The 17,361-nt window shown below is 55.2% G+C and carries 20 protein-coding genes; 5 read left to right on the forward strand and 15 right to left on the reverse strand.

Annotation, left to right across the window (positions count from 1 at the left end):
* Positions 1–11: 11 nt before the first annotated feature.
* The 4 genes from M2403_RS21910 to M2403_RS21925 form a co-directional block, all read right to left on the reverse strand.
* The gene (locus M2403_RS21910) at positions 12–566 is read right to left on the reverse strand and encodes an isochorismatase family protein (RefSeq protein ID WP_152323690.1); all 555 of its coding nucleotides are present in this window, start codon (positions 564–566) and stop codon (positions 12–14) included.
* 119 nt (positions 567–685) lie between these two features.
* Positions 686–1,282: a DJ-1/PfpI family protein gene (locus M2403_RS21915; protein ID WP_152323689.1), complete on the reverse strand. Its 597-nt coding sequence runs from the start codon at positions 1,280–1,282 to the stop codon at positions 686–688.
* Between the two features lie 82 nt (positions 1,283–1,364).
* Positions 1,365–2,396 (reverse strand): L-idonate 5-dehydrogenase, encoded by a 1,032-nt coding sequence (idnD, locus tag M2403_RS21920; protein ID WP_259230936.1) that lies wholly within the window; start codon positions 2,394–2,396, stop codon positions 1,365–1,367.
* A 133-nt stretch (positions 2,397–2,529) separates the two neighbouring features.
* Positions 2,530–3,732, reverse strand: a complete 1,203-nt coding sequence (locus M2403_RS21925; RefSeq protein ID WP_259230937.1) for a benzoate/H(+) symporter BenE family transporter — start codon at positions 3,730–3,732, stop codon at positions 2,530–2,532.
* A 137-nt stretch (positions 3,733–3,869) separates the two neighbouring features.
* On the opposite strand from M2403_RS21925, the gene M2403_RS21930 reads away from it, so the two are divergent.
* Positions 3,870–4,436, forward strand: coding sequence for a helix-turn-helix domain-containing protein (locus M2403_RS21930; RefSeq protein WP_208951447.1), 567 nt, complete (start codon positions 3,870–3,872; stop codon positions 4,434–4,436).
* 28 nt (positions 4,437–4,464) lie between these two features.
* Positions 4,465–4,917 (forward strand): GNAT family N-acetyltransferase, encoded by a 453-nt coding sequence (locus tag M2403_RS21935; protein WP_165060747.1) that lies wholly within the window; start codon positions 4,465–4,467, stop codon positions 4,915–4,917.
* Here M2403_RS21935 and M2403_RS21940 read toward each other — a convergent pair.
* A complete protein-coding gene (locus M2403_RS21940) occupies positions 4,914–5,387 on the reverse strand; it encodes an N-acetyltransferase (RefSeq protein ID WP_259230938.1) in 474 nt (157 codons plus the stop codon). The two genes, M2403_RS21935 and M2403_RS21940, sit on opposite strands and share 4 nt — an antisense overlap.
* 11 nt (positions 5,388–5,398) lie before the next feature.
* Complete coding sequence (locus M2403_RS21945; RefSeq protein WP_217153291.1) at positions 5,399–5,938, reverse strand: hypothetical protein; 540 nt, start codon at positions 5,936–5,938, stop codon at positions 5,399–5,401.
* 257 nt (positions 5,939–6,195) lie between these two features.
* Between M2403_RS21945 and M2403_RS21950 the strand changes: the two genes are divergently transcribed.
* Positions 6,196–8,190: a methyl-accepting chemotaxis protein gene (locus M2403_RS21950; protein ID WP_405047852.1), complete on the forward strand. Its 1,995-nt coding sequence runs from the start codon at positions 6,196–6,198 to the stop codon at positions 8,188–8,190.
* Between the two features lie 171 nt (positions 8,191–8,361).
* Positions 8,362–8,994, forward strand: coding sequence for a glutathione transferase (yfcF, locus tag M2403_RS21955; RefSeq protein ID WP_259230940.1), 633 nt, complete (start codon positions 8,362–8,364; stop codon positions 8,992–8,994).
* 40 nt (positions 8,995–9,034) lie between these two features.
* Here yfcF and M2403_RS21960 read toward each other — a convergent pair whose 3' ends face one another.
* From M2403_RS21960 to M2403_RS21970, 3 genes are all read right to left on the reverse strand, one after another.
* Complete coding sequence (locus M2403_RS21960; RefSeq protein ID WP_208951448.1) at positions 9,035–9,481, reverse strand: GNAT family N-acetyltransferase; 447 nt, start codon at positions 9,479–9,481, stop codon at positions 9,035–9,037.
* 18 nt (positions 9,482–9,499) lie between these two features.
* Positions 9,500–10,135, reverse strand: a complete 636-nt coding sequence (locus M2403_RS21965) for a LysE family translocator (protein ID WP_259230941.1) — start codon at positions 10,133–10,135, stop codon at positions 9,500–9,502.
* Between the two features lie 171 nt (positions 10,136–10,306).
* Positions 10,307–10,564, reverse strand: coding sequence for a YdgH/BhsA/McbA-like domain containing protein (locus M2403_RS21970; protein ID WP_208951449.1), 258 nt, complete (start codon positions 10,562–10,564; stop codon positions 10,307–10,309).
* A gap of 416 nt (positions 10,565–10,980) precedes the next feature.
* Between M2403_RS21970 and M2403_RS21975 the strand changes: the two genes are divergently transcribed.
* Positions 10,981–11,229, forward strand: coding sequence for a GlsB/YeaQ/YmgE family stress response membrane protein (locus tag M2403_RS21975; RefSeq protein WP_056775793.1), 249 nt, complete (start codon positions 10,981–10,983; stop codon positions 11,227–11,229).
* Positions 11,230–11,328: 99 nt separating this feature from the next.
* On the opposite strand, the gene M2403_RS21980 is transcribed toward M2403_RS21975, so the two are convergent.
* The 6 genes from M2403_RS21980 to urtA all read right to left on the reverse strand — a co-directional run bounded on the left by M2403_RS21980 (position 11,329) and on the right by urtA (position 17,360).
* Entirely contained in the window at positions 11,329–11,673 is a 345-nt protein-coding gene (locus M2403_RS21980) for a hypothetical protein (RefSeq protein ID WP_259230944.1), read from the reverse strand.
* Positions 11,674–11,757: 84 nt separating this feature from the next.
* Positions 11,758–12,456: an urea ABC transporter ATP-binding subunit UrtE gene (urtE, locus tag M2403_RS21985; RefSeq protein ID WP_152323678.1), complete on the reverse strand. Its 699-nt coding sequence runs from the start codon at positions 12,454–12,456 to the stop codon at positions 11,758–11,760.
* An 11-nt stretch (positions 12,457–12,467) separates the two neighbouring features.
* Entirely contained in the window at positions 12,468–13,265 is a 798-nt protein-coding gene (gene urtD / locus M2403_RS21990) for an urea ABC transporter ATP-binding protein UrtD (protein WP_208951600.1), read from the reverse strand.
* 8 nt (positions 13,266–13,273) lie between these two features.
* Positions 13,274–14,347, reverse strand: coding sequence for an urea ABC transporter permease subunit UrtC (urtC, locus tag M2403_RS21995; RefSeq protein WP_259230946.1), 1,074 nt, complete (start codon positions 14,345–14,347; stop codon positions 13,274–13,276).
* Positions 14,347–15,915 (reverse strand): urea ABC transporter permease subunit UrtB, encoded by a 1,569-nt coding sequence (gene urtB, locus M2403_RS22000; RefSeq protein WP_259230948.1) that lies wholly within the window; start codon positions 15,913–15,915, stop codon positions 14,347–14,349. The genes urtC and urtB overlap by 1 nt, the downstream gene beginning before the upstream one ends.
* Before the next feature lie 176 nt (positions 15,916–16,091).
* Entirely contained in the window at positions 16,092–17,360 is a 1,269-nt protein-coding gene (gene urtA / locus M2403_RS22005; RefSeq protein WP_208951596.1) for an urea ABC transporter substrate-binding protein, read from the reverse strand.
* Between the last annotated feature and the right edge of the window lies 1 nt (position 17,361).

Genomic DNA, 17,361 nt, shown 5'->3' on the forward strand with positions numbered 1-17,361 from the left:
TGCGCCTATCTTCACACAGCGCGAGCGAGTTCCGCCAGTGCGCCGCTGACGTCGGTAATCGTGGCAAAACGGTCGGCCAGCACCAGCTCGGTGCGCAATTTGATTTCAGCCGCGCTCAGCGTCACGCCGCTGGCGTGTGTCATCGGAAACGTCAGCGTCGCTTCGGTAACAAACGTCACTGTGTAACCCAGATCGGACGCCACGCGCGCCGTGGTTTCACAGCATTGTTCGGTACGCATTCCGGCAATGATCAGATGTGTGATACCTCGTTCCCGCAGCCACGCGTCGAGGCCGGATTCGGTCAGGGAATTGTGAACATGTTTATGGACAACGTGCTGCGGCTGATGGGTGAGAAAAGCCATCGGCGTGACCAGCCCGGATTCAAGCGAAAACACACCGTCAGGATTGACATGAAACACGTCGATGATGGGAACTTTACGGGTCTGACAGCCGTCGATCAGGCGGGTTAATGCCTGGCTGAAAGCCGGTAAATCATCCTGCTGCCAGAAATCTTTTTGCTCGAAAGAACGTTGCACGTCGATATTTAACAGGGCGCTGTGGGTCATTTTCGGACTCCGTCTGGTGAATGTGAAACCAGTCTGCGCCTGAAAACCTGCCGGGAGAATGCCAAAAACGGACATGATGCTGATGTTGGCGGACGATCTGCATCGCCCGCTGATAAAAATCAGATTTTCTGGTCAGCGCGCCAGTGGTGATAATCGATGTGGTCGGCCTGAAAATTGGTGGTCTGGGCGTCGCCGGTCAGGCGGTACGCCAGCTGGAAAGCGAAATCAAATGCCAGCCCTAAGCCTTTTCCGCTGAGCAGATTGCCGTCCTCGACAAAAGACTGATTCACATAAACACCGTCTTTGACGTCTTTGTATAAATCGCCGGAACAGACATAACGCCGTCCTTTCAGCAGGCCGTTACCGCCCAGAACGCGCGCGGCCGCCGAGCACAGCGGGCAAATCAGTTTTCCAGCTTCGTCATGACGGCGGACAAATTCCACGACATCTTTGCTGGCCGCCAGCGCCACCGAGCCTTCCGGGCCGCCGGGCATCACCACCGCGTCATACAAACGATCGCCCTGTGCGCTCAGCAATTCATTGGCCTGCATCTGAATGCCGTGGTAAGTGCGCAGCGTCAGGCTTTTCTGGCAGGCCAGCGTAGTGACCTGAATTTCCAGCCGCTCGAGAATATCGAGCACAATCACCGCTTCGCCTTCTTCAAATCCGTCGGCCAGCAGCAGCGCGACCTGCTTTTTCGCGTTATCCTTCACCATAATGCAAATGTCCTCTGAGGATGAAAATCAGAGGACATCATAAAATGAAACGATGTTTTGATATTGTGAGTCCGTCAGCAGACTAGAAAACCAGCTGAACTTTCGATGCTTTGGATTTATCCATTGCATAGTCCAGTGCTTCCACCAGACTTTCCTGCGGGAATTCCGCTGACAGTAACGGCATCGGATCGACGGTTTTATTCGCCAGCCATTCCACCGCCGTATTAAATTCCCCGGTGAAACGGAAGCTGCCGACCCAGTTAATTTCTTTGGCAATCAGCATCATCAGCGGGAATTCATTCACCACCGGCCCCATGCCGACCTGCACCAGTGTGCCGCGTGCGCGGGTGACTTCCAGACAGCGGCGGATAGAAGAAGGATGGCCGGAGGCGTCAAAGGAGACATCGAAGAAACCTTTTTCGGCCTGATATTCGCTGAAATCACCCTGCGCGGCGTCCAGCGCTTTGTTTGCACCAACGGCCAGTGCCAGCGTGCGGCAACGTTCGCTCGGATCCGTTACCACGATTTGTGCTGCACCTTTGGCTTTAGCGGCCAACACGATCAGGCAGCCAATCGGGCCGACGCCGGAAACAAACACCGTTTTGCCGTGAATATCCCCGGCCTGATTGACCGCATGGATTGCTACCGCAAGCGGTTCAGCGAAAACCATCAGCCGGTCGCTGACCTGATTGTCGTAAGGAATACACTGTTCGCTGTCGACGATTTTATATTGCGTAAATGCGCCGTTGATGTGCGGGAAATACATCGCGCTGCCGAAGAATTTCATGGTAGTACATTGGTTTTCATCACCGGAAAGGCAATATTTGCAGGCCTTGCATGGCTTGCTGGGGTTCAGCGCGACTTTCTGGCCCGGCTGCAAACGCGGGTTATCCGATTTTTCCACCACGCCGACCACTTCGTGCCCGAGCACCATCGCCTCGCGCACTTTGAAATCACCGACGGCACCGTGTTCGTAGTAATGCAGGTCGGAACCGCAGATGCCGCCACGGGTGATTTTTACCAGCGTGCCCTGGCCTGTGTAGTCGATGGTCTGGCCGATCACCGAGACGTCTTTTTTCCCGGTTACGACGCAGGATTGAGTGGCAATTGTCATGGAATTCTCGCTCTTTAAAGGGGGCATTTTTGGCCTGATGGCTCCCAGTAAAGAGCGTTTGGACGGCGGAAAATGTGACCACCGTCACTTTGTTTCGTGTTACGAAAACCTGTTACCCATAACTTGAACGGACTCAACCTTTCGCGGGCGGTTGCGCCTTGTTACGCGCAGGAATACTGAGGATCAGATGCGAGATCACGCCGCCGGTTAAGCCCCAGAACGCCGAACCCACGCCGAGTAATGTCACGCCGGACGCGGTGATCAGAAACGTGATAATCGCTGCGTCACGCTGACGTTCATTTTCCAGCGCCCGGTATAAACTCCCGGCAATAGTGCCGAGCAGTGCCAGCCCGGCGATAGTATGAATAAGCGCGGGAGGTAGCGCGGTAAACACCAGGCCGATCGAACCCCCAAACACACCGGCAATCAGGTAGAAAATCCCGGCGGCGACGGCGGCCATGTAGCGCTTTTTCGGATCCGGGTGGATATCTTCACCCATACAAATTGCGGCGGTAATGGCGGCGATACAAACGGTAAATCCGCCGAACGGTGCCAGAATTAACGCGGTGAGCGCGGTCCACGAAATCAGCGGCGAAACGGGCAGGTGATAGCCGTGCGCTTTCAGCGTGGCGATACCTGGTGCATTTTGTGACGCCATGGTCACCACGAAAAACGGAATGCCGATGCCGATAATGGAAGGCCACGTAAAATGCGGCATCACAAATGCCGGCGCGGCAAACGTCATGGTCTGGCCGTGCAGCGCAATATCACCTTGTAAGCCGGCGACGATCAGCCCGGCAATCAGCGCAAGCACCACCGCATAGCGTGGCAGGGCGCGTTTCGCCAGCAGATAAACCAGACACATCGTGCCCGCCAGCGCGAAATTACTTTGCAGCGAGGTAAACGCATTCAGCCCGAAACGCAGCAGAATGCCGCCCAGCATCGCAGCCGAAAGCGCCTGCGGAATGTAATGCATCAGTCTGGCGAACAAGCCGGTCACGCCGCACAGCAGGATCAGACCGGTGGCAAATACAAACACGCCAATGGCCTCGTTAATCGACGTGCCGGGCAGACTGGTGACGAGTAACGCTGCGCCGGGCGTCGACCATGCGGTCACGACCGGCGTGCGGTAATACAGCGAAAGTCCGATGCTCGTCACGCCCATTCCCAGGCCCAGCATGCTCAGCCAGCCACCGATTTGTGGCGCGCTGGCACCCGCCGCTTCAGCTGCCTGAAAGATAATTGCCGCGGAGCTGGTATAGCCGACTAAAACTGCGACAAATCCGGCGATCACCGCCGAAAAAGTGACATCCTGCAAACTGATACGCATGGTCATTTGTGAAAATCCTTCGGGTTAGCGGACGCTGGCGGTATGCTGTTGTGCGTTATAGCGCACATATGATGCGCTCAAGATATCACTGTGCGTTATAACGCACAATCGCGATGAACGATCATCGTCGCAGAGGAGACACAATGCAGGAACTTACCCGCCATATTGGCAGTCAGCTGAAAGCCGTGCGCAGCGAACGCGGATGGAGTCTCACTCAGGCGGCAGAAAAAACCGGCGTCAGTAAGGCCATGCTCGGGCAGATTGAGCGCGGCGAATCCAGTCCGACCGTGGCGACTTTATGGAAAATCGCCAGCGGGCTGAATGTCTCGTTTTCAGAGTTTCTCGAAACACCGCCGGAGCAATCTGCCGCGCTGCATCGCCACGGGTTGCTGACCACGTTTAACAGCGACACTTCAGGAATGCGCGTCGTGCCGTTATTCCCCTACGACACGACTTTGCGCATGGATATGTTTGTTATCGATCTCGAACCCGGCGGTTGCAGCGAGTCTACGCCTCATGAAGCCGGTGTTATCGAGCATGTGATTGTGATTGAGGGCGAACTGACGCTGACCGTGGATGGCGTGACCCGCGTACTGAGCGCCGGAGAAGCGCTGCGGTTTGCGGCGGATTGCGCGCACGCATACCGCAATAAGAGTGAACATTCCGTGCGTTTCCACGACCTGATACATTATCCGCAGTCCCGCCCGTAACGATTTCATTTACCGAGGAGAATGACCGATGAGCCAGCCGCAAGATGTTGTTATCCGTCCGTTAACGCCTGCCGACCGCGAAGGTTGGGAAAATTTGTGGCGCGGTTATCTGGATTTTTACCAGTCGGAGCTGGATCCGGCGCAGTTTGATTTCACGTTCCGGCGGTTGTCGGATCCTGACTATGACGGCATGTTTGGCTATGTGGCGGAATATCAGGGGAGGCTGGTCGGGCTGGTGAATTGCCTGAATCACGATCACGGCTGGCACATGAATCAGGTGGTGTATTTGCAGGATTTATACGTCGATGAGTCCGCGCGCAAACTGGGTATCGGGCAGAAACTGATTGAAGTGGTCTACGCTCATGCTGACAAAAACGAAAAAGCCAACGTGTACTGGATGACGCAGACCACCAATTACACCGCGCGCCAGCTTTATGACCGCGTGGGTAAACCGACTAACTTTATGAAATACATCCGCTAAAGCGGTTTACGCATATTCATTTTTGTCGTGACATAACCCAGGCTGGCATAAAGTGCCTGCGCGCCGGGATTGCTGGCGAAAACGTTCAGCTCAATCGCCACGCTGCCCAGCTCGCGCAGGTGTTCTTCCATCAGCCGGAACGCCGCGATGGCATGTCCCTGACGACGAAATTGCGGATAAACCGTCAGTTCATACACGAAAGCGCTGCGCACGCCGTAGCGTTCAATATTGGCAAACCACAGATATCCCACGGTTTCGCCAGGTTCTTCCTGCCTGATTTCATACAAATAGTGATCCGGTGTTTCAACGCCCTGCGGCAGCGCGTTTTTTGTGGCGCTGCGCGCGCGTTCCAGGGCCGTATCCGGCAGCCACAGCCCGGCATTCACATTCTCTTCGGCATAATCTTTCGCCAGCAGTTCTGCAAATTCTTCATAAAATGCAGCGCTCATCGGTACTAAAACAGTCATCATTTCCCTCTGATTTATCGGGCAGTTTCTGCCTTTTTATACGGCGTTACATAACATTCGCTGATGGTGGTGGAATGGCTATCAACCTGAGTGATGATGTAGCCTTTTTCAGTCAGCGCCACTGAGCTGTAGGGTGTTTCATTGTGCTTGTCGGAAATAACATCTTCGAAAGACTGAATGATTTTGGCTTTCTCGCCGGCGCGCGCCGGGTCATCCATTCCCTCGACCTGAATCATGGCCTGCCTGAACTGGTTGGAGAATGACGTTTTCCCCATCTTGCTTTCAATCACGGCTTTGATGTTCACCGTGACCTCGTTACCCAGCAAAAACAGCGTATTACTCTGATAAATAAGCATGTTTTTTCGCTTCGAGACCACAAAACCATTCTCGATGACCTTCATTTTGCTGTTGTTGGCGTAGGTCACATCATCGAGACAAATAGTTTTATCCCCGACCTTAAACTGGCTGAAACGTGCTTTGATTTCTTTCGGCGTAGATGCCGCCTGCGAGCACAGCGGAACAAGCAACAAAAGCGATAAGAGCCATGACTTCATAGGAGTTTCCCAAACAAGGTGCTGAGCCAGCTGACATAACAGCAGTATAGGGAGACACCGGCAGGATGCGAACGTTTATCTTTGCGGGACAGTTTTTTACCGTTTTGGCTAAAGACCCGCCCCTGTTATGCCGATAATTCAGGCGATAAGGGAATTCCTGCTTATCTTCAGGGGGCACAAATCAGGGACAGATAATCCGCGTTTTTTCATCGTGAATTTCACAGTACGTTGACTGTTCCGGGGTAATTATGAGTCAGATGCAGGCGCTTTCACCGGCAGCCGGAGTTGGGGTTGCACCACAGAAAACTGTTCCTAAAAAAACCATGCGTACCCGTACGCTGATGCTGATTGTCGGGCTACTTACGATAAGTCTCGGTTACATCATTACGGTCGGATTGCTGAGCTGGCAGTCCGCCGGGCAGCAGCGCGACATCGCCCGCCGTTATCTCCAGCAGACCGCCAATACCGACGGCTATCTTGCCCGCCAGAAACTCGACACGGCCCTGCATGCCGCGCGTGACCTGGTTCAGAGCATGATCAGCCTGCGTGAAGCCGGGCATACTGACCGCAAACTCGCCGATACGCTGTTACAAAATGCGCTCAAAAGTCATCCGGATTTTTTATCGATGTCACTGGCCTGGGAGCCGGACGCGTTTGACGGCAAAGACGGCGATTTCGCCGCAAAAGAAGGGCAGGATCCCAACGGGCGTTATGTCCGCTACGTTGACCGCGATACCAGCGGAAATACCGTGCTGCACAATCTCACCGACTACGAAACGCCGGGCAGTGGCGACTACTATTTGCTGCCGCGAAAGCTGCAAAAAGAAGTCATTCTGGAGCCATACAGTTACCCGTATAACGGCGTGGATACGTTGCTGACGTCCATTGCCGTGCCGATTATCGTGGACGGGAAATTTCTGGGTTCGGTAACGGCGGATTTCTCGCTGCAAACCTTGCAGACGCTGGTCAATGGCATCAAACCGTATCAGGGAACCGGCTACGCAATGCTGTTTTCGCAGACCGGCCATTTCATCTCTTCGCCTAAAAAAGAGCAGGTCACGCACCAGCTTGAAAACGATGCGCCGTTGCTGAAAAGCATACAGACCGGGCAAATGACCAGCCGCGAACAGCAGGATCCGGTGCTGGGCGAAAACGCCTTTGCCGAGTTTGTGCCGATTCAGATCGGTAATACCGGCACGCCGTGGATGCTGGGCATTGTGGCGCCGGTAAAAGCGGTGATGAAAGAAAGTACGCGTCAGCTTTATTACGCGCTGGTGCTGATGGTGCTGAGCATCGTGGTGGTGTTTGCCGTGCTGAGCGTGATTTTCACCCGCAAAGTTTTGCGCCCGGTGGGCGGGGAGCCTGCGGATGCGGCGAAAATCGCGCTGACGGTCGCAGACGGTGACCTAACGCACCCGATCGTCACGCAGAAAAACGATCACAGCAGCATCTTCTTTGCCCTGCAAACCATGCAGGCGCAACTGCGGCATGTAGTGAACGACATTATTTCGACCAGCCATGCGGTCGGCAGCGGCGCATCGCAGATTGCCGCGGGGAATATCGATCTGGCTTCGCGAACCGAGCAGCAGGCGGCCGCGCTGGAAGAAACCGCCGCCAGCATGGAACAGCTGACGGCGACGGTAAAACAGAATGCCGATAATGCACACGTTGCGACCGAACTGACGGCGAACGCCACGGAAATCGCCGGAAAGGGCGATCGCATTATGTCCGACGTAGTCGGCGTAATGAGCGCGATTGACGACAGTTCGCGGCGAATTGGCGACATCACGACGGTCATCAACGGCATTGCTTTCCAGACCAATATTCTGGCGCTGAATGCGGCGGTAGAAGCCGCCCGCGCGGGCGAGCAGGGGCGCGGATTTGCCGTGGTGGCATCTGAAGTGCGCAGTCTGGCGCAACGCAGCGCCGACGCCGTAAAAGAGATTTCTGCCCTGATTGAGGAATCGACGTCCCGCGTTGATCACGGCGTCGGGCTGGTGAAAAGCGCCGGGGAAACGATGAAAGAGATCATGAAAGCGGTCACCGACGTGCGCGATATCATGAGCGAAATTGTCGCGGCCTCCGACGAGCAATCGCGCGGGATCAGCCAGGTGACGCAGGCCGTACACGAAATGGACGGTGTGACGCAGCAAAACTCCGCGCTGGTTCAGGAAGCATCAGCTGCTTCGGCTTCTCTGGAAGATCAGGCGCGTCGCCTGAATGAAATAGTTCAGGTATTCCGGCTGAAATAATAGCGACGCAGATGCTATTAATACCCCACCCCAACCCTCCCCCCGCGAAGGGGGAGGCTGGGAGGGGGTTTTACACCGGGCAGGAGAACTGAAATATCGGTTTTTTAAACGACACGTCCCCCTTTCTGCGCTATGTTTTTCTCCTTTGCTGTATTTTTTCAGGAGATTTCCATGAGCCAGCCTTCGCTGATTTTGTATTCTGATGCGAATTATTTCAGTCCTTACGTGATGTCAGCTTTTGTGGCGCTGACAGAAAAGGGCATCCCGTTTGAACTGGAAACGGTCAGTCTGGCGGATGCGGAGAACCTGAAAGAAACCTATTCAGCACTGTCCATGACCCGTCGTGTTCCGACGCTGACCAATGGTACGTTTGTGTTATCCGAATCTTCCGCGATTGATGAATACGTGGAAGAGCTGTTCCCGGCGCCGACGTTTCCGGCTATCTATCCCCCGGATCCGGAAAATCGTGCCAAAGCGCGTGAAGTGCAGGCGTGGCTGCGCAGCGATCTGATGCCCATCCGTCAGGAACGTTCAACGGAAGTGGTCTTTGCGGGGGCTAAATGTCCGCCGCTTTCTGCTGAGGGCCAGCAGGCCGCAGAAAAGTTGTATGCCGCCGCCGAACGTTTACTGGGGGATAAAGAGCATTTGTTTGGTGAATGGAGTATTGCGGATGTTGATCTGGCGCTGATGCTGAACCGTCTGCTTCTCAATGGTGATGCAATGCCGGAAAAACTGGCGGCTTACGCACAGGCGCAGTGGCAACGACCCGCTGTTCTGGAGTGGTTAGCGCTGTCTGCTAAATAACTAAAAAGGTGCGCGGCCTGTTTAGCCGCGCGTTGCTCTTTCAGCCTAGTGTTTTCGTCAGGAAATAGCGGGTATGGGTTGACGGTGCATCATCAGGTGTACGGGTATCGCGGATATAATCTTCCAGCGTCATCTGCGTCGCATAACCCATGCGCTCATAGAAAGGCCGAGCCTGAAAACTAAACGTATCGACCAGCGAATACCGGCAGCCCCGCGTTTTGGCTTCTTCTTCCGCTTCTGTAATCAGCTGTGTCCCGACATCTTTTCCGCGTAACGACTCATCGACCCACAGCATCTGGATATACATCCAATTACCGATGGTTTCAGCCACAATTCCTGCCTGTTTGTGACCATTTTCATCTTCAACAAAAATCCCTAACTCGCGAAATTTCGGCTGCGGAATGAAGTTTCTGTTGAAACTGCGCAGACCGGCTTTGATTTCATCGAGATCGTCTGCGGTCGGGGCATGGCTGAGTCGGGTCTTCATGACATTCTTCCTTTTTCGTTAGCGTTTGGTCGTAGCGAGTCGGACTGCAAAAGCAATAAAAACGGTACCCGTGAGACGATCCAGCGTTCTGACTACCCCCGGACGGCGTAACCAGCGCGACAGCGGGCGCGTGGCAGAAATCATTGTGACTGACCAGAGTGTGCCAATCACGGCGTGCATGGCGGCGAGCCCGAAAATATAGGGCCCGACGGGATAGCCGGTAGCGACAAACTGCGGCAGGAAAGAGACATAAAACACACCGACTTTCGGGTTCAGCACATTGCCAAACAGCCCTCTCAGGAACGGTGAATTACCGATACGTCGCATTTTTCCGCCGCCTTCAGGCGCCGCCATGTTCATTTCGCTGCGGGGTTTGAACAACATTTGCAGGCCCAGCCAGCCGAGATACGCGGCACCGATCCATTTGAGTACATTGAACGCGATTTCAGACGCGGCGAGCACGGCACCCAGGCCGAGTGCGACCATCGCCCCCCACAGCAGACAACCGCTGCTGATCCCGATGGCGGTAGACAGCGCTTTTTTACTGCCCTGACTGGCGGCGGTACGCAGTACTAATGCGGTATCCAGGCCAGGCGTGAGGGTCAAAATGCCGGCGGCAAACGCGTAAGAAATAAGGGATTCGGTGACGGTCATGGCTTTTCCTGATGAGCGAAAAAACCAGAATAGTTAACAAAATAGGTAAGATGCAATCAGGATGTAAAAGAAATTCTGAGAGGGCGGCGCAGATAAACAAAAAGCCTGTGGAAGATGCGCTTCCACAGGCTTTTTAAGAGGGTTTTATCGGGCTACGGTTCTGCGCGGCGATTATTTGTATATTTCAGCGTCAGCGTGCAGTTTGTTGTTACCGGTCACGGAAATGATACGGTAAGAAGAAGCACCGGCGTCTTTCGCCTGCTGTGACAGTTTTGCTTCCAGGCCACTCAGAGTGGTGGAGTTAGCCGCAGAGATAACACCGATTTTCTGCATGTCACCGGAAGGCTGAGTGACCTGCTGAGCCGCGAAGCTACCGAAAGAAATCAGGGAGAGGGTAGCAGCTACAGCAAAAATTTTGACGTTTTTCATGATAAGTATTCCATTCAGGTTTGTATGAGTGAAAGGTGGTTGCCTTTCGATGGAGGTATAATAGGCCTGATGAATGGAGATGAAAAACGGATTGATTTGAGTAACTCGTTCAAAATATTTGGCGTACTTTTTACGCAATTTTACGTCCCTGTGCGGGTACCTGACGAAAGCCCTGTTGATGCTGACGTTGCCTTTAAAAACGTCAGCATTTGCTGCTATTTTCTCCTTCCTGCTGATTTTTGGCGGGTTTGTCGATTCAGTGCTACGCTTTCAGGGTAGTTTGAGAGAGGGTTGTGCGTGGGGCATGAAAATAAACCTGCCACCCGGTTTGCAGAGTCTCAACGGTTCTGCTTTTGTTTGGCCGACTTGGCTGAACAATATTCACGGTAACGGAAATCTATTCGGAGGAGTCGAAAATGGGAATTTTATCCTGGATCATCTTTGGTCTTATTGCAGGTATTCTGGCTAAGTGGATCATGCCGGGCAAAGATGGCGGTGGTTTCATTCTGACTGTAGTACTGGGTGTTGTCGGTGCTGTGGTGGGTGGCTATATCAGTACATTCTTCGGTTTTGGCCGCGTGGACGGATTCAATTTTGGCAGCTTCGTTGTCGCTGTTATCGGTGCGATCGTCGTTCTGTTTATCTACCGTAAAATCAGAAGTTAAGGTTTCGACCTGACGTTGAAGTGTTAAAAGCCGCGTAAGTCGCGGCTTTTTTGTGTCTGTTAATCACTCTACCGGTGAAGTCGGCAGACGCACGATGTCCTAATTTTCATTGCCCATCCAGTAAACGCCTTCCTTCGCCCAGAAGGGCCCTTCGATAAAGTCGAGCAGGTCAGAATACTCCTCGTAAAACTGCTTGCCGTCGCGGTTGTACACGCGCATATAACCGGAATAATGCCCGCCATCGCCCGGCATGGTCATGCGCGGGATAAATTCGAAAGTCCGGTACTCACGCACCACATACTGCTTGTTAGGGCTCCACTGCTCGGAGACGAGTTTTCCCTGCTTCCACCACTGATAGCCTGCTGTCATCAGCGCGAGCAGTACCGCCAGCATTACCCAGCGCTTGCGCTGACGCACCAGGGCTTCCTGACTTTTGATTTTCATACTTAGTATTCTTTTCAGCGGATTCGAAAATAGCTCTCAATGTGGCTGAAAAGTATCAGCTTGTCTTGAAAAAGTGTGTATCGCCTAAATCGCCACCAGCCCCCGCACGCCTTCCGCCTCCATTTCTTGTCCGCGCCCCCGTTTAACAATGCTGCCGCGCGACATCACCAGATAGCTGTCGGCGAGTTCGGCGGCGAAATCGTAGAATTGTTCTACCAGCAGAATGGCCATGTCGCCGCGGGCGGCGAGTTGTTTAATGACGGCACCGATTTCCTTAATCACTGACGGCTGAATGCCTTCGGTGGGTTCATCGAGGATCAGGAGAGTCGGTTTGCAGGCCAGCGCACGGCCAATCGCCAGCTGCTGTTGCTGACCGCCCGACAAATCCCCGCCGCGACGATGTTTCATTTCCAGCAGGATCGGGAACAGGTGATAGATTTCATCCGGCACCTGCTTTGCCCGGCTGCCGGAAAAACGCGACAGGCCCATCAGCAGATTTTCTTCGACGGTCAGGCGCGGAAAAATTTCGCGTCCCTGCGGGACGTAGGCAATGCCCGCCTGCACGCGCTGGTGCGGCTTGCGGGCATTGATCACCTGATCCTGCCAGCTGATGGTGCCGGATTTCGCCGGGATCAGCCCCATCAGGCATTTGAGCAACGTCGTTTTGCCGACGCCGTTTCGCCCGAGCAGACACGTCACTTCGCCGATTTTTGCCTCAAAAGACAGACCGCGCAGAATGTGGCTGCCGCCGTAAAACTGATTCAGTTCATTTACCTGCAACATAATGCGATTCCTCAGCGCCCTAAATACACGTCGATAACCTGCTCGTTGGCCTGTACGTCACGCAGTGAACCTTCGGCCAGAACCTGTCCCTGATGCAGCACCGTCACGTGATCCGCAATGGTTTCTACAAAACCCATATCGTGCTCAACCACCATCAGAGAATGTTTGCCCGCCAGCTGCTTAAACAGCTCGGCGGTGTATTCGGTTTCGGCATCGGTCATGCCCGCCGCCGGTTCGTCGAGCAGCAACAAATGCGGCTCCTGTACCAGCAACATACCGATTTCCAGAAACTGTTTCTGACCGTGAGAAAGCAGGCCGGCAGGACGATGACGTTCCGCCGTGAGGCGCAGCGTCCCTAGCATTTCATCAATGCGGTCGCGCTGTTCGCTGTTCATTTTTGCGCGCAGGCACGCCCATACTGACTTATTGGTTTTCTGCGCGATTTCCAGATTTTCGAATACCGTCAGCGCTTCAAACACCGTCGGTTTCTGGAATTTCCGCCCGATGCCGGACTGTGCGATGCGCACGGGATCCAGCTTTGTCAGATCGGTGCGCTGATCGTAAAAAACGCGTCCGCTTTGCGGTTTGGTTTTGCCGGTGATCACGTCCATCAGCGTGGTTTTCCCCGCGCCGTTAGGGCCTATCACGCAACGTAACTCGCCGACGCCGATGTTCAGCGACAAATTGGTCAGCGCTTTAAAACCGTCAAAACTGACGTTGATGTTTTCCAGCTGCAAAATCGGATCGGTCTGCTCGCGGTGCCTGTCCGCCAGATGCGGTTGGGTAAACAGGTCTTCAGTCATGGTCATCGGGCTCATCAGGATTTCCTTTTGCGCAGCAGGCCAATCACGCCATGCGGCAGGAACAGCGTCACCAGAATAAACATGCCGCCGAGAACAAATTGCCAGTATTCGGGAATGGCGACGGTGAACCAGCTTTTCGCGCCGTTGACGATGCCCGCGCCAATCACCGGGCCGATCAGCGTACCGCGTCCGCCGAGTGCCACCCAGATGGCGGCTTCGATGGAGTTGGTTGGCGACATTTCGCCCGGATTAATGATCCCGACCTGCGGTACGTACAGCGCGCCCGCCAGGCCGCACAGCATGGCGGAAATCGTCCAGACGAACAGCTTGAAACCTTTCGGATCGTAGCCGCAGAAAATCAGCCGGTTTTCAGCGTCGCGTACTGCCGTCAGCACGCGGCCATATTTGCTTCTCGCCAGCGCAAAACCCAGCGCGAGGCTGGCGACCAGCACCAAAACCGTCGCCAGAAATAATCCCACGCGCGTGCCGGTAGCCGTGACCGGAAAGCCGAGCAGGGTGGTGAAACCGGTGAAACCGTTATTGCCGCCGAAGCCGGTTTCATTGCGGAAAAACAACAACATACCGGCATAGGTCAGCGCCTGCGTCATTATGGAAAAATACACGCCTTTGATTTTTGAGCGGAAGGCGAAATAGCCGAACACAAATGCCAACGCGCCTGGCACCAGTACAATCAGGCACAGCGCCCAGGCAAAATGCTGCGTGCCCGCCCAGAACCACGGCAGCTCGGTCCACGACAGAAACGACATAAAGTCCGGCAGCCCGCTGCCTGCGGCCTGTCGCATCAGATACATGCCCATCGCATATCCGCCGAGCGCGAAAAAAAGCCCGTGACCGAGTGACAACAAACCGGCATAGCCCCACACCAGATCGAGTGCGATCGCGACGATCGCATAACAGAGGATCTTACCGGCCAGCGTCAGCGTGTAAGTGGAAATCGCCAGCGGACTGGTGGCGGGCAGCAGCGCCAGAAACGGCATCACAATCAGGAGGATGAGCACCAGCGTGCCCACAGAAATTGCAATCTTCGGCGCTTTTTGTACGCCGGTAATCGTCAGCGGCTGGCTCATCAGTCAATCACCCTGCCTTTAAAGGCGAAGAGTCCCTGCGGACGTTTCTGGATAAACAGGATTATCAGCGCGAGGATCAGGATTTTGCCCAGTACCGCGCCGATTTCCGGCTCAAGAATTTTGTTCACAATGCCCAGACCAAAGGCCGCCACCACGGTGCCTGCCAGTTGTCCGACGCCGCCGAGCACCACGACTAAAAAGGAATCGATGATGTAGCCCTGACCAAGTTCCGGGCCGACGTTGCTCAGCTGCGACAGCGCGACGCCACCCAGACCGGCGATCCCGGAACCGAGGCCGAACGCCAGCATATCGACGCGTCCCGTCGGCACGCCGCAGCAGGCCGCCATCGCACGGTTTTGCGTGACGGCGCGCACGTTCATGCCGAGCCGCGTTTTGTTGAGCAGCAGCCAGGTCAGACCGAGAACCAGCATGACGAAGATGATCACCGCGATGCGGTTGTATGGCAGCACCAGGTTGGGCAGCAGCTGAATGCCCCCGGACAACCAGCCGGGGTTCGCCACTTCCACGTTCTGCGCGCCAAACAGCACGCGCACGCCCTGGATCAGGATCAGGCTGATGCCCCACGTCGCCAGCAGGGTTTCCAGCGGACGACCGTATAAATGACGGATAACGGTGCGCTCCAGCGCCATGCCAATTCCGGCAGTGATAAAAAATGCCACCGGCAGCGCCACCAGCGGATACAGCGCCAGCAGCCCCGGCGCGTAGTGCTGAAACAGCGACTGCACCATGTACGTGGAGTAAGAACCGAGCATTAACATTTCGCCATGCGCCATATTGATCACGCCCAGCAAACCGTAAGTGATCGCCAGTCCCAGCGCGGCCAGCAGCAGAATTGAGCCAAGTGATAAACCGGTAAAAGCCTGACCGAGTAAATCGCCGATCATCAGACGATGCTGCACGGCTTTCAGACTGGTCAGTGCGGCATTGCGCACCGTGGCATCAGGCTCCGTTTTCGGGTCAGTCAGACTTTGCAGGCGGCCTTGTGTATCCGGATCGCCCGAGGTGCCGAGAAGTTCAACGGCTTTCAGACGCACCTGCGGGCTGGCATCGGCCAGCTGTAAATTCGCCAGCGCGATGGAAAGGGCATCGTGAACCGTGCGGTCTTTTTCCAGCTCAAGACGACGCGTCAGCAGCGGCAACTGATCGGCCTGCGCTTCGCGCTGTAAGGCTCTGGCCGCCTGTAAACGGACGGTGCTGTCAGTGCTCACCAGACGATGTGCGGAAAGGGCATTGGCAATCAGAATGCGCAGGCGGTTGTTCAGCCAGACTTTTTTTGTATCGCCCTGTGGTTTGACGCCGCCCTCCAGCGGTGTCAGCCGGTCGCCGTTCTGGATGAATGCGTGTTTCGCTTCGTCGGTGACGACGTTTTCCTGCTTCAGCGCTTCGAGCAGCGGCAGCCTTTCCGGCTGCGGATCCGCCGCCCATTGCTGTAATAACGTGGCCTGCTGACTGCGGCTGGCGGCAGCAAAGTCATTCGCCGCACCCGCCTCGGCCAGCAAAGGAAGGCAACAAAGCAGGAAAAGCAGTGATCGGATGAGGATTCTCATAATGTTCTCGCCGCATAAAGTGGATGCTGGTTTGCTCCTCCCCCTGCGAAGGGGGAGGCGGGGAGGGGGTTTTGCAAACAACACTGTCGCCATTAATACCCCACCCCAACCCTCCCCTTCGCAGGGGAGGGAGCTGACCGGTTTATCCTTCCACTCCTTCATTCGAAGGAGCTTGATCAGTGAGCCGTTTTCACCGGGGTATCTGGCTTTTTGTCGTTACCCGCGATGTACGGGCTCCACGGCTGGGCGCGGATCGGTTTGTCGGTCTGCCAGACCACGTTGAACTGACCGTTGGATTCGATTTCGCCGATCATCACCGGTTTGTGCAGGTGATGGTTGGTTTTATCCATGGTCAGCGTGAAACCAGACGGTGCGGCGAAGGTCTGTCCGGCCATCGCGGCACGGACTTTATCCACGTCCGTCGTCCCGGCTTTTTCCACCGCCTGCGCCCACATATGGATGCCGACATAGGTGGCTTCCATCGGGTCGTTGGTCACCGCAGTACCGGCGTTTGGCAGGTTGTGCGCTTTGGCGTACGCCTTCCATTCGGCAACGAATTTCTTGTTGGTTGGATTATCGACGGACTGGAAGTAGTTCCACGCCGCGAGGTCACCGACCAGCGGTTTGGTGTCGATGCCGCGCAGTTCTTCTTCGCCGACGGAGAATGCCACTACCGGTACGTCGGTGGCTTTCACGCCCTGATTGGCCAGTTCTTTATAGAACGGCACGTTGGAGTCTCCGTTGATGGTTGAGATCACGGCGGTTTTGCCGCCTGCGGAGAATTTTTTAATGTTGGACACGATGGTCTGGTAATCGCTGTAACCGAACGGCGTATAGACTTCTTCGATATCGCTGTCTTTCACGCCTTTGGAATGCAGGAAGGCGCGCAGGATTTTGTTGGTGGTGCGCGGATACACGTAGTCGGTGCCGAGCAGGAAGAAGCGTTTGGCGGCGCCGCCGTCTTCACTCATCAGATATTCCACCGCCGGAATGGCCTGCTGGTTAGGCGCGGCGCCGGTGTAGAACACATTTGGCGACATCTCTTCACCTTCGTATTGCACCGGATAGAACAGCAGGCCGTTCAGCTCTTCAAACACCGGCAGCACGGATTTGCGCGACACCGACGTCCAGCAGCCGAACACCACCGCGACTTTATCCTGTGTCAGCAGCTGGCGGGCTTTTTCAGCGAACAGCGGCCAGTTAGACGCCGGATCGACCACCACCGGCTCCAGCTTTTTGCCGAGCACGCCGCCGTGCGCGTTGATATCGTCAATGGTCATCAGCGCCACGTCTTTCAGCGGCGTTTCGGAAATAGCCATGGTGCCGGAAAGCGAATGCATGATACCGACTTTGATGGTGTCAGCAGCCTGTGCGCTCCAGGCTAAACCCATGCTGACTACGGTGGCGGAAAGAGCAAAGGCTTTAATAAAACGTCGACGTTGCATA

The sequence above is a fragment of the Rahnella sp. BIGb0603 genome (assembly GCF_024808755.1).
Lineage (GTDB): Bacteria > Pseudomonadota > Gammaproteobacteria > Enterobacterales > Enterobacteriaceae > Rahnella > Rahnella contaminans.

Coding starts and splice junctions, on each gene's coding strand:
- urtB (WP_259230948.1), bottom strand. CDS start 15,915: ATGAGAATCCTCATCCGATCACTGCTTTTCCTGCTTTGTTGCCTTCCT.
- M2403_RS21965 (WP_259230941.1), bottom strand. CDS start 10,135: ATGACCGTCACCGAATCCCTTATTTCTTACGCGTTTGCCGCCGGCATT.
- M2403_RS21960 (WP_208951448.1), bottom strand. CDS start 9,481: ATGAAGACCCGACTCAGCCATGCCCCGACCGCAGACGATCTCGATGAA.
- urtA (WP_208951596.1), bottom strand. CDS start 17,360: ATGCAACGTCGACGTTTTATTAAAGCCTTTGCTCTTTCCGCCACCGTA.
- urtE (WP_152323678.1), bottom strand. CDS start 12,456: ATGTTGCAGGTAAATGAACTGAATCAGTTTTACGGCGGCAGCCACATT.
- idnD (WP_259230936.1), bottom strand. CDS start 2,396: ATGACAATTGCCACTCAATCCTGCGTCGTAACCGGGAAAAAAGACGTC.
- M2403_RS21950 (WP_405047852.1), top strand. CDS start 6,196: ATGCAGGCGCTTTCACCGGCAGCCGGAGTTGGGGTTGCACCACAGAAA.
- M2403_RS21915 (WP_152323689.1), bottom strand. CDS start 1,282: ATGGTGAAGGATAACGCGAAAAAGCAGGTCGCGCTGCTGCTGGCCGAC.
- M2403_RS21975 (WP_056775793.1), top strand. CDS start 10,981: ATGGGAATTTTATCCTGGATCATCTTTGGTCTTATTGCAGGTATTCTG.
- M2403_RS21970 (WP_208951449.1), bottom strand. CDS start 10,564: ATGAAAAACGTCAAAATTTTTGCTGTAGCTGCTACCCTCTCCCTGATT.
- M2403_RS21940 (WP_259230938.1), bottom strand. CDS start 5,387: ATGATGACTGTTTTAGTACCGATGAGCGCTGCATTTTATGAAGAATTT.
- urtD (WP_208951600.1), bottom strand. CDS start 13,265: ATGACCATGACTGAAGACCTGTTTACCCAACCGCATCTGGCGGACAGG.
- M2403_RS21910 (WP_152323690.1), bottom strand. CDS start 566: ATGACCCACAGCGCCCTGTTAAATATCGACGTGCAACGTTCTTTCGAG.
- M2403_RS21930 (WP_208951447.1), top strand. CDS start 3,870: ATGCAGGAACTTACCCGCCATATTGGCAGTCAGCTGAAAGCCGTGCGC.
- yfcF (WP_259230940.1), top strand. CDS start 8,362: ATGAGCCAGCCTTCGCTGATTTTGTATTCTGATGCGAATTATTTCAGT.
- M2403_RS21945 (WP_217153291.1), bottom strand. CDS start 5,938: ATGAAGTCATGGCTCTTATCGCTTTTGTTGCTTGTTCCGCTGTGCTCG.
- M2403_RS21980 (WP_259230944.1), bottom strand. CDS start 11,673: ATGAAAATCAAAAGTCAGGAAGCCCTGGTGCGTCAGCGCAAGCGCTGG.
- M2403_RS21935 (WP_165060747.1), top strand. CDS start 4,465: ATGAGCCAGCCGCAAGATGTTGTTATCCGTCCGTTAACGCCTGCCGAC.
- M2403_RS21925 (WP_259230937.1), bottom strand. CDS start 3,732: ATGACCATGCGTATCAGTTTGCAGGATGTCACTTTTTCGGCGGTGATC.
- urtC (WP_259230946.1), bottom strand. CDS start 14,347: ATGAGCCAGCCGCTGACGATTACCGGCGTACAAAAAGCGCCGAAGATT.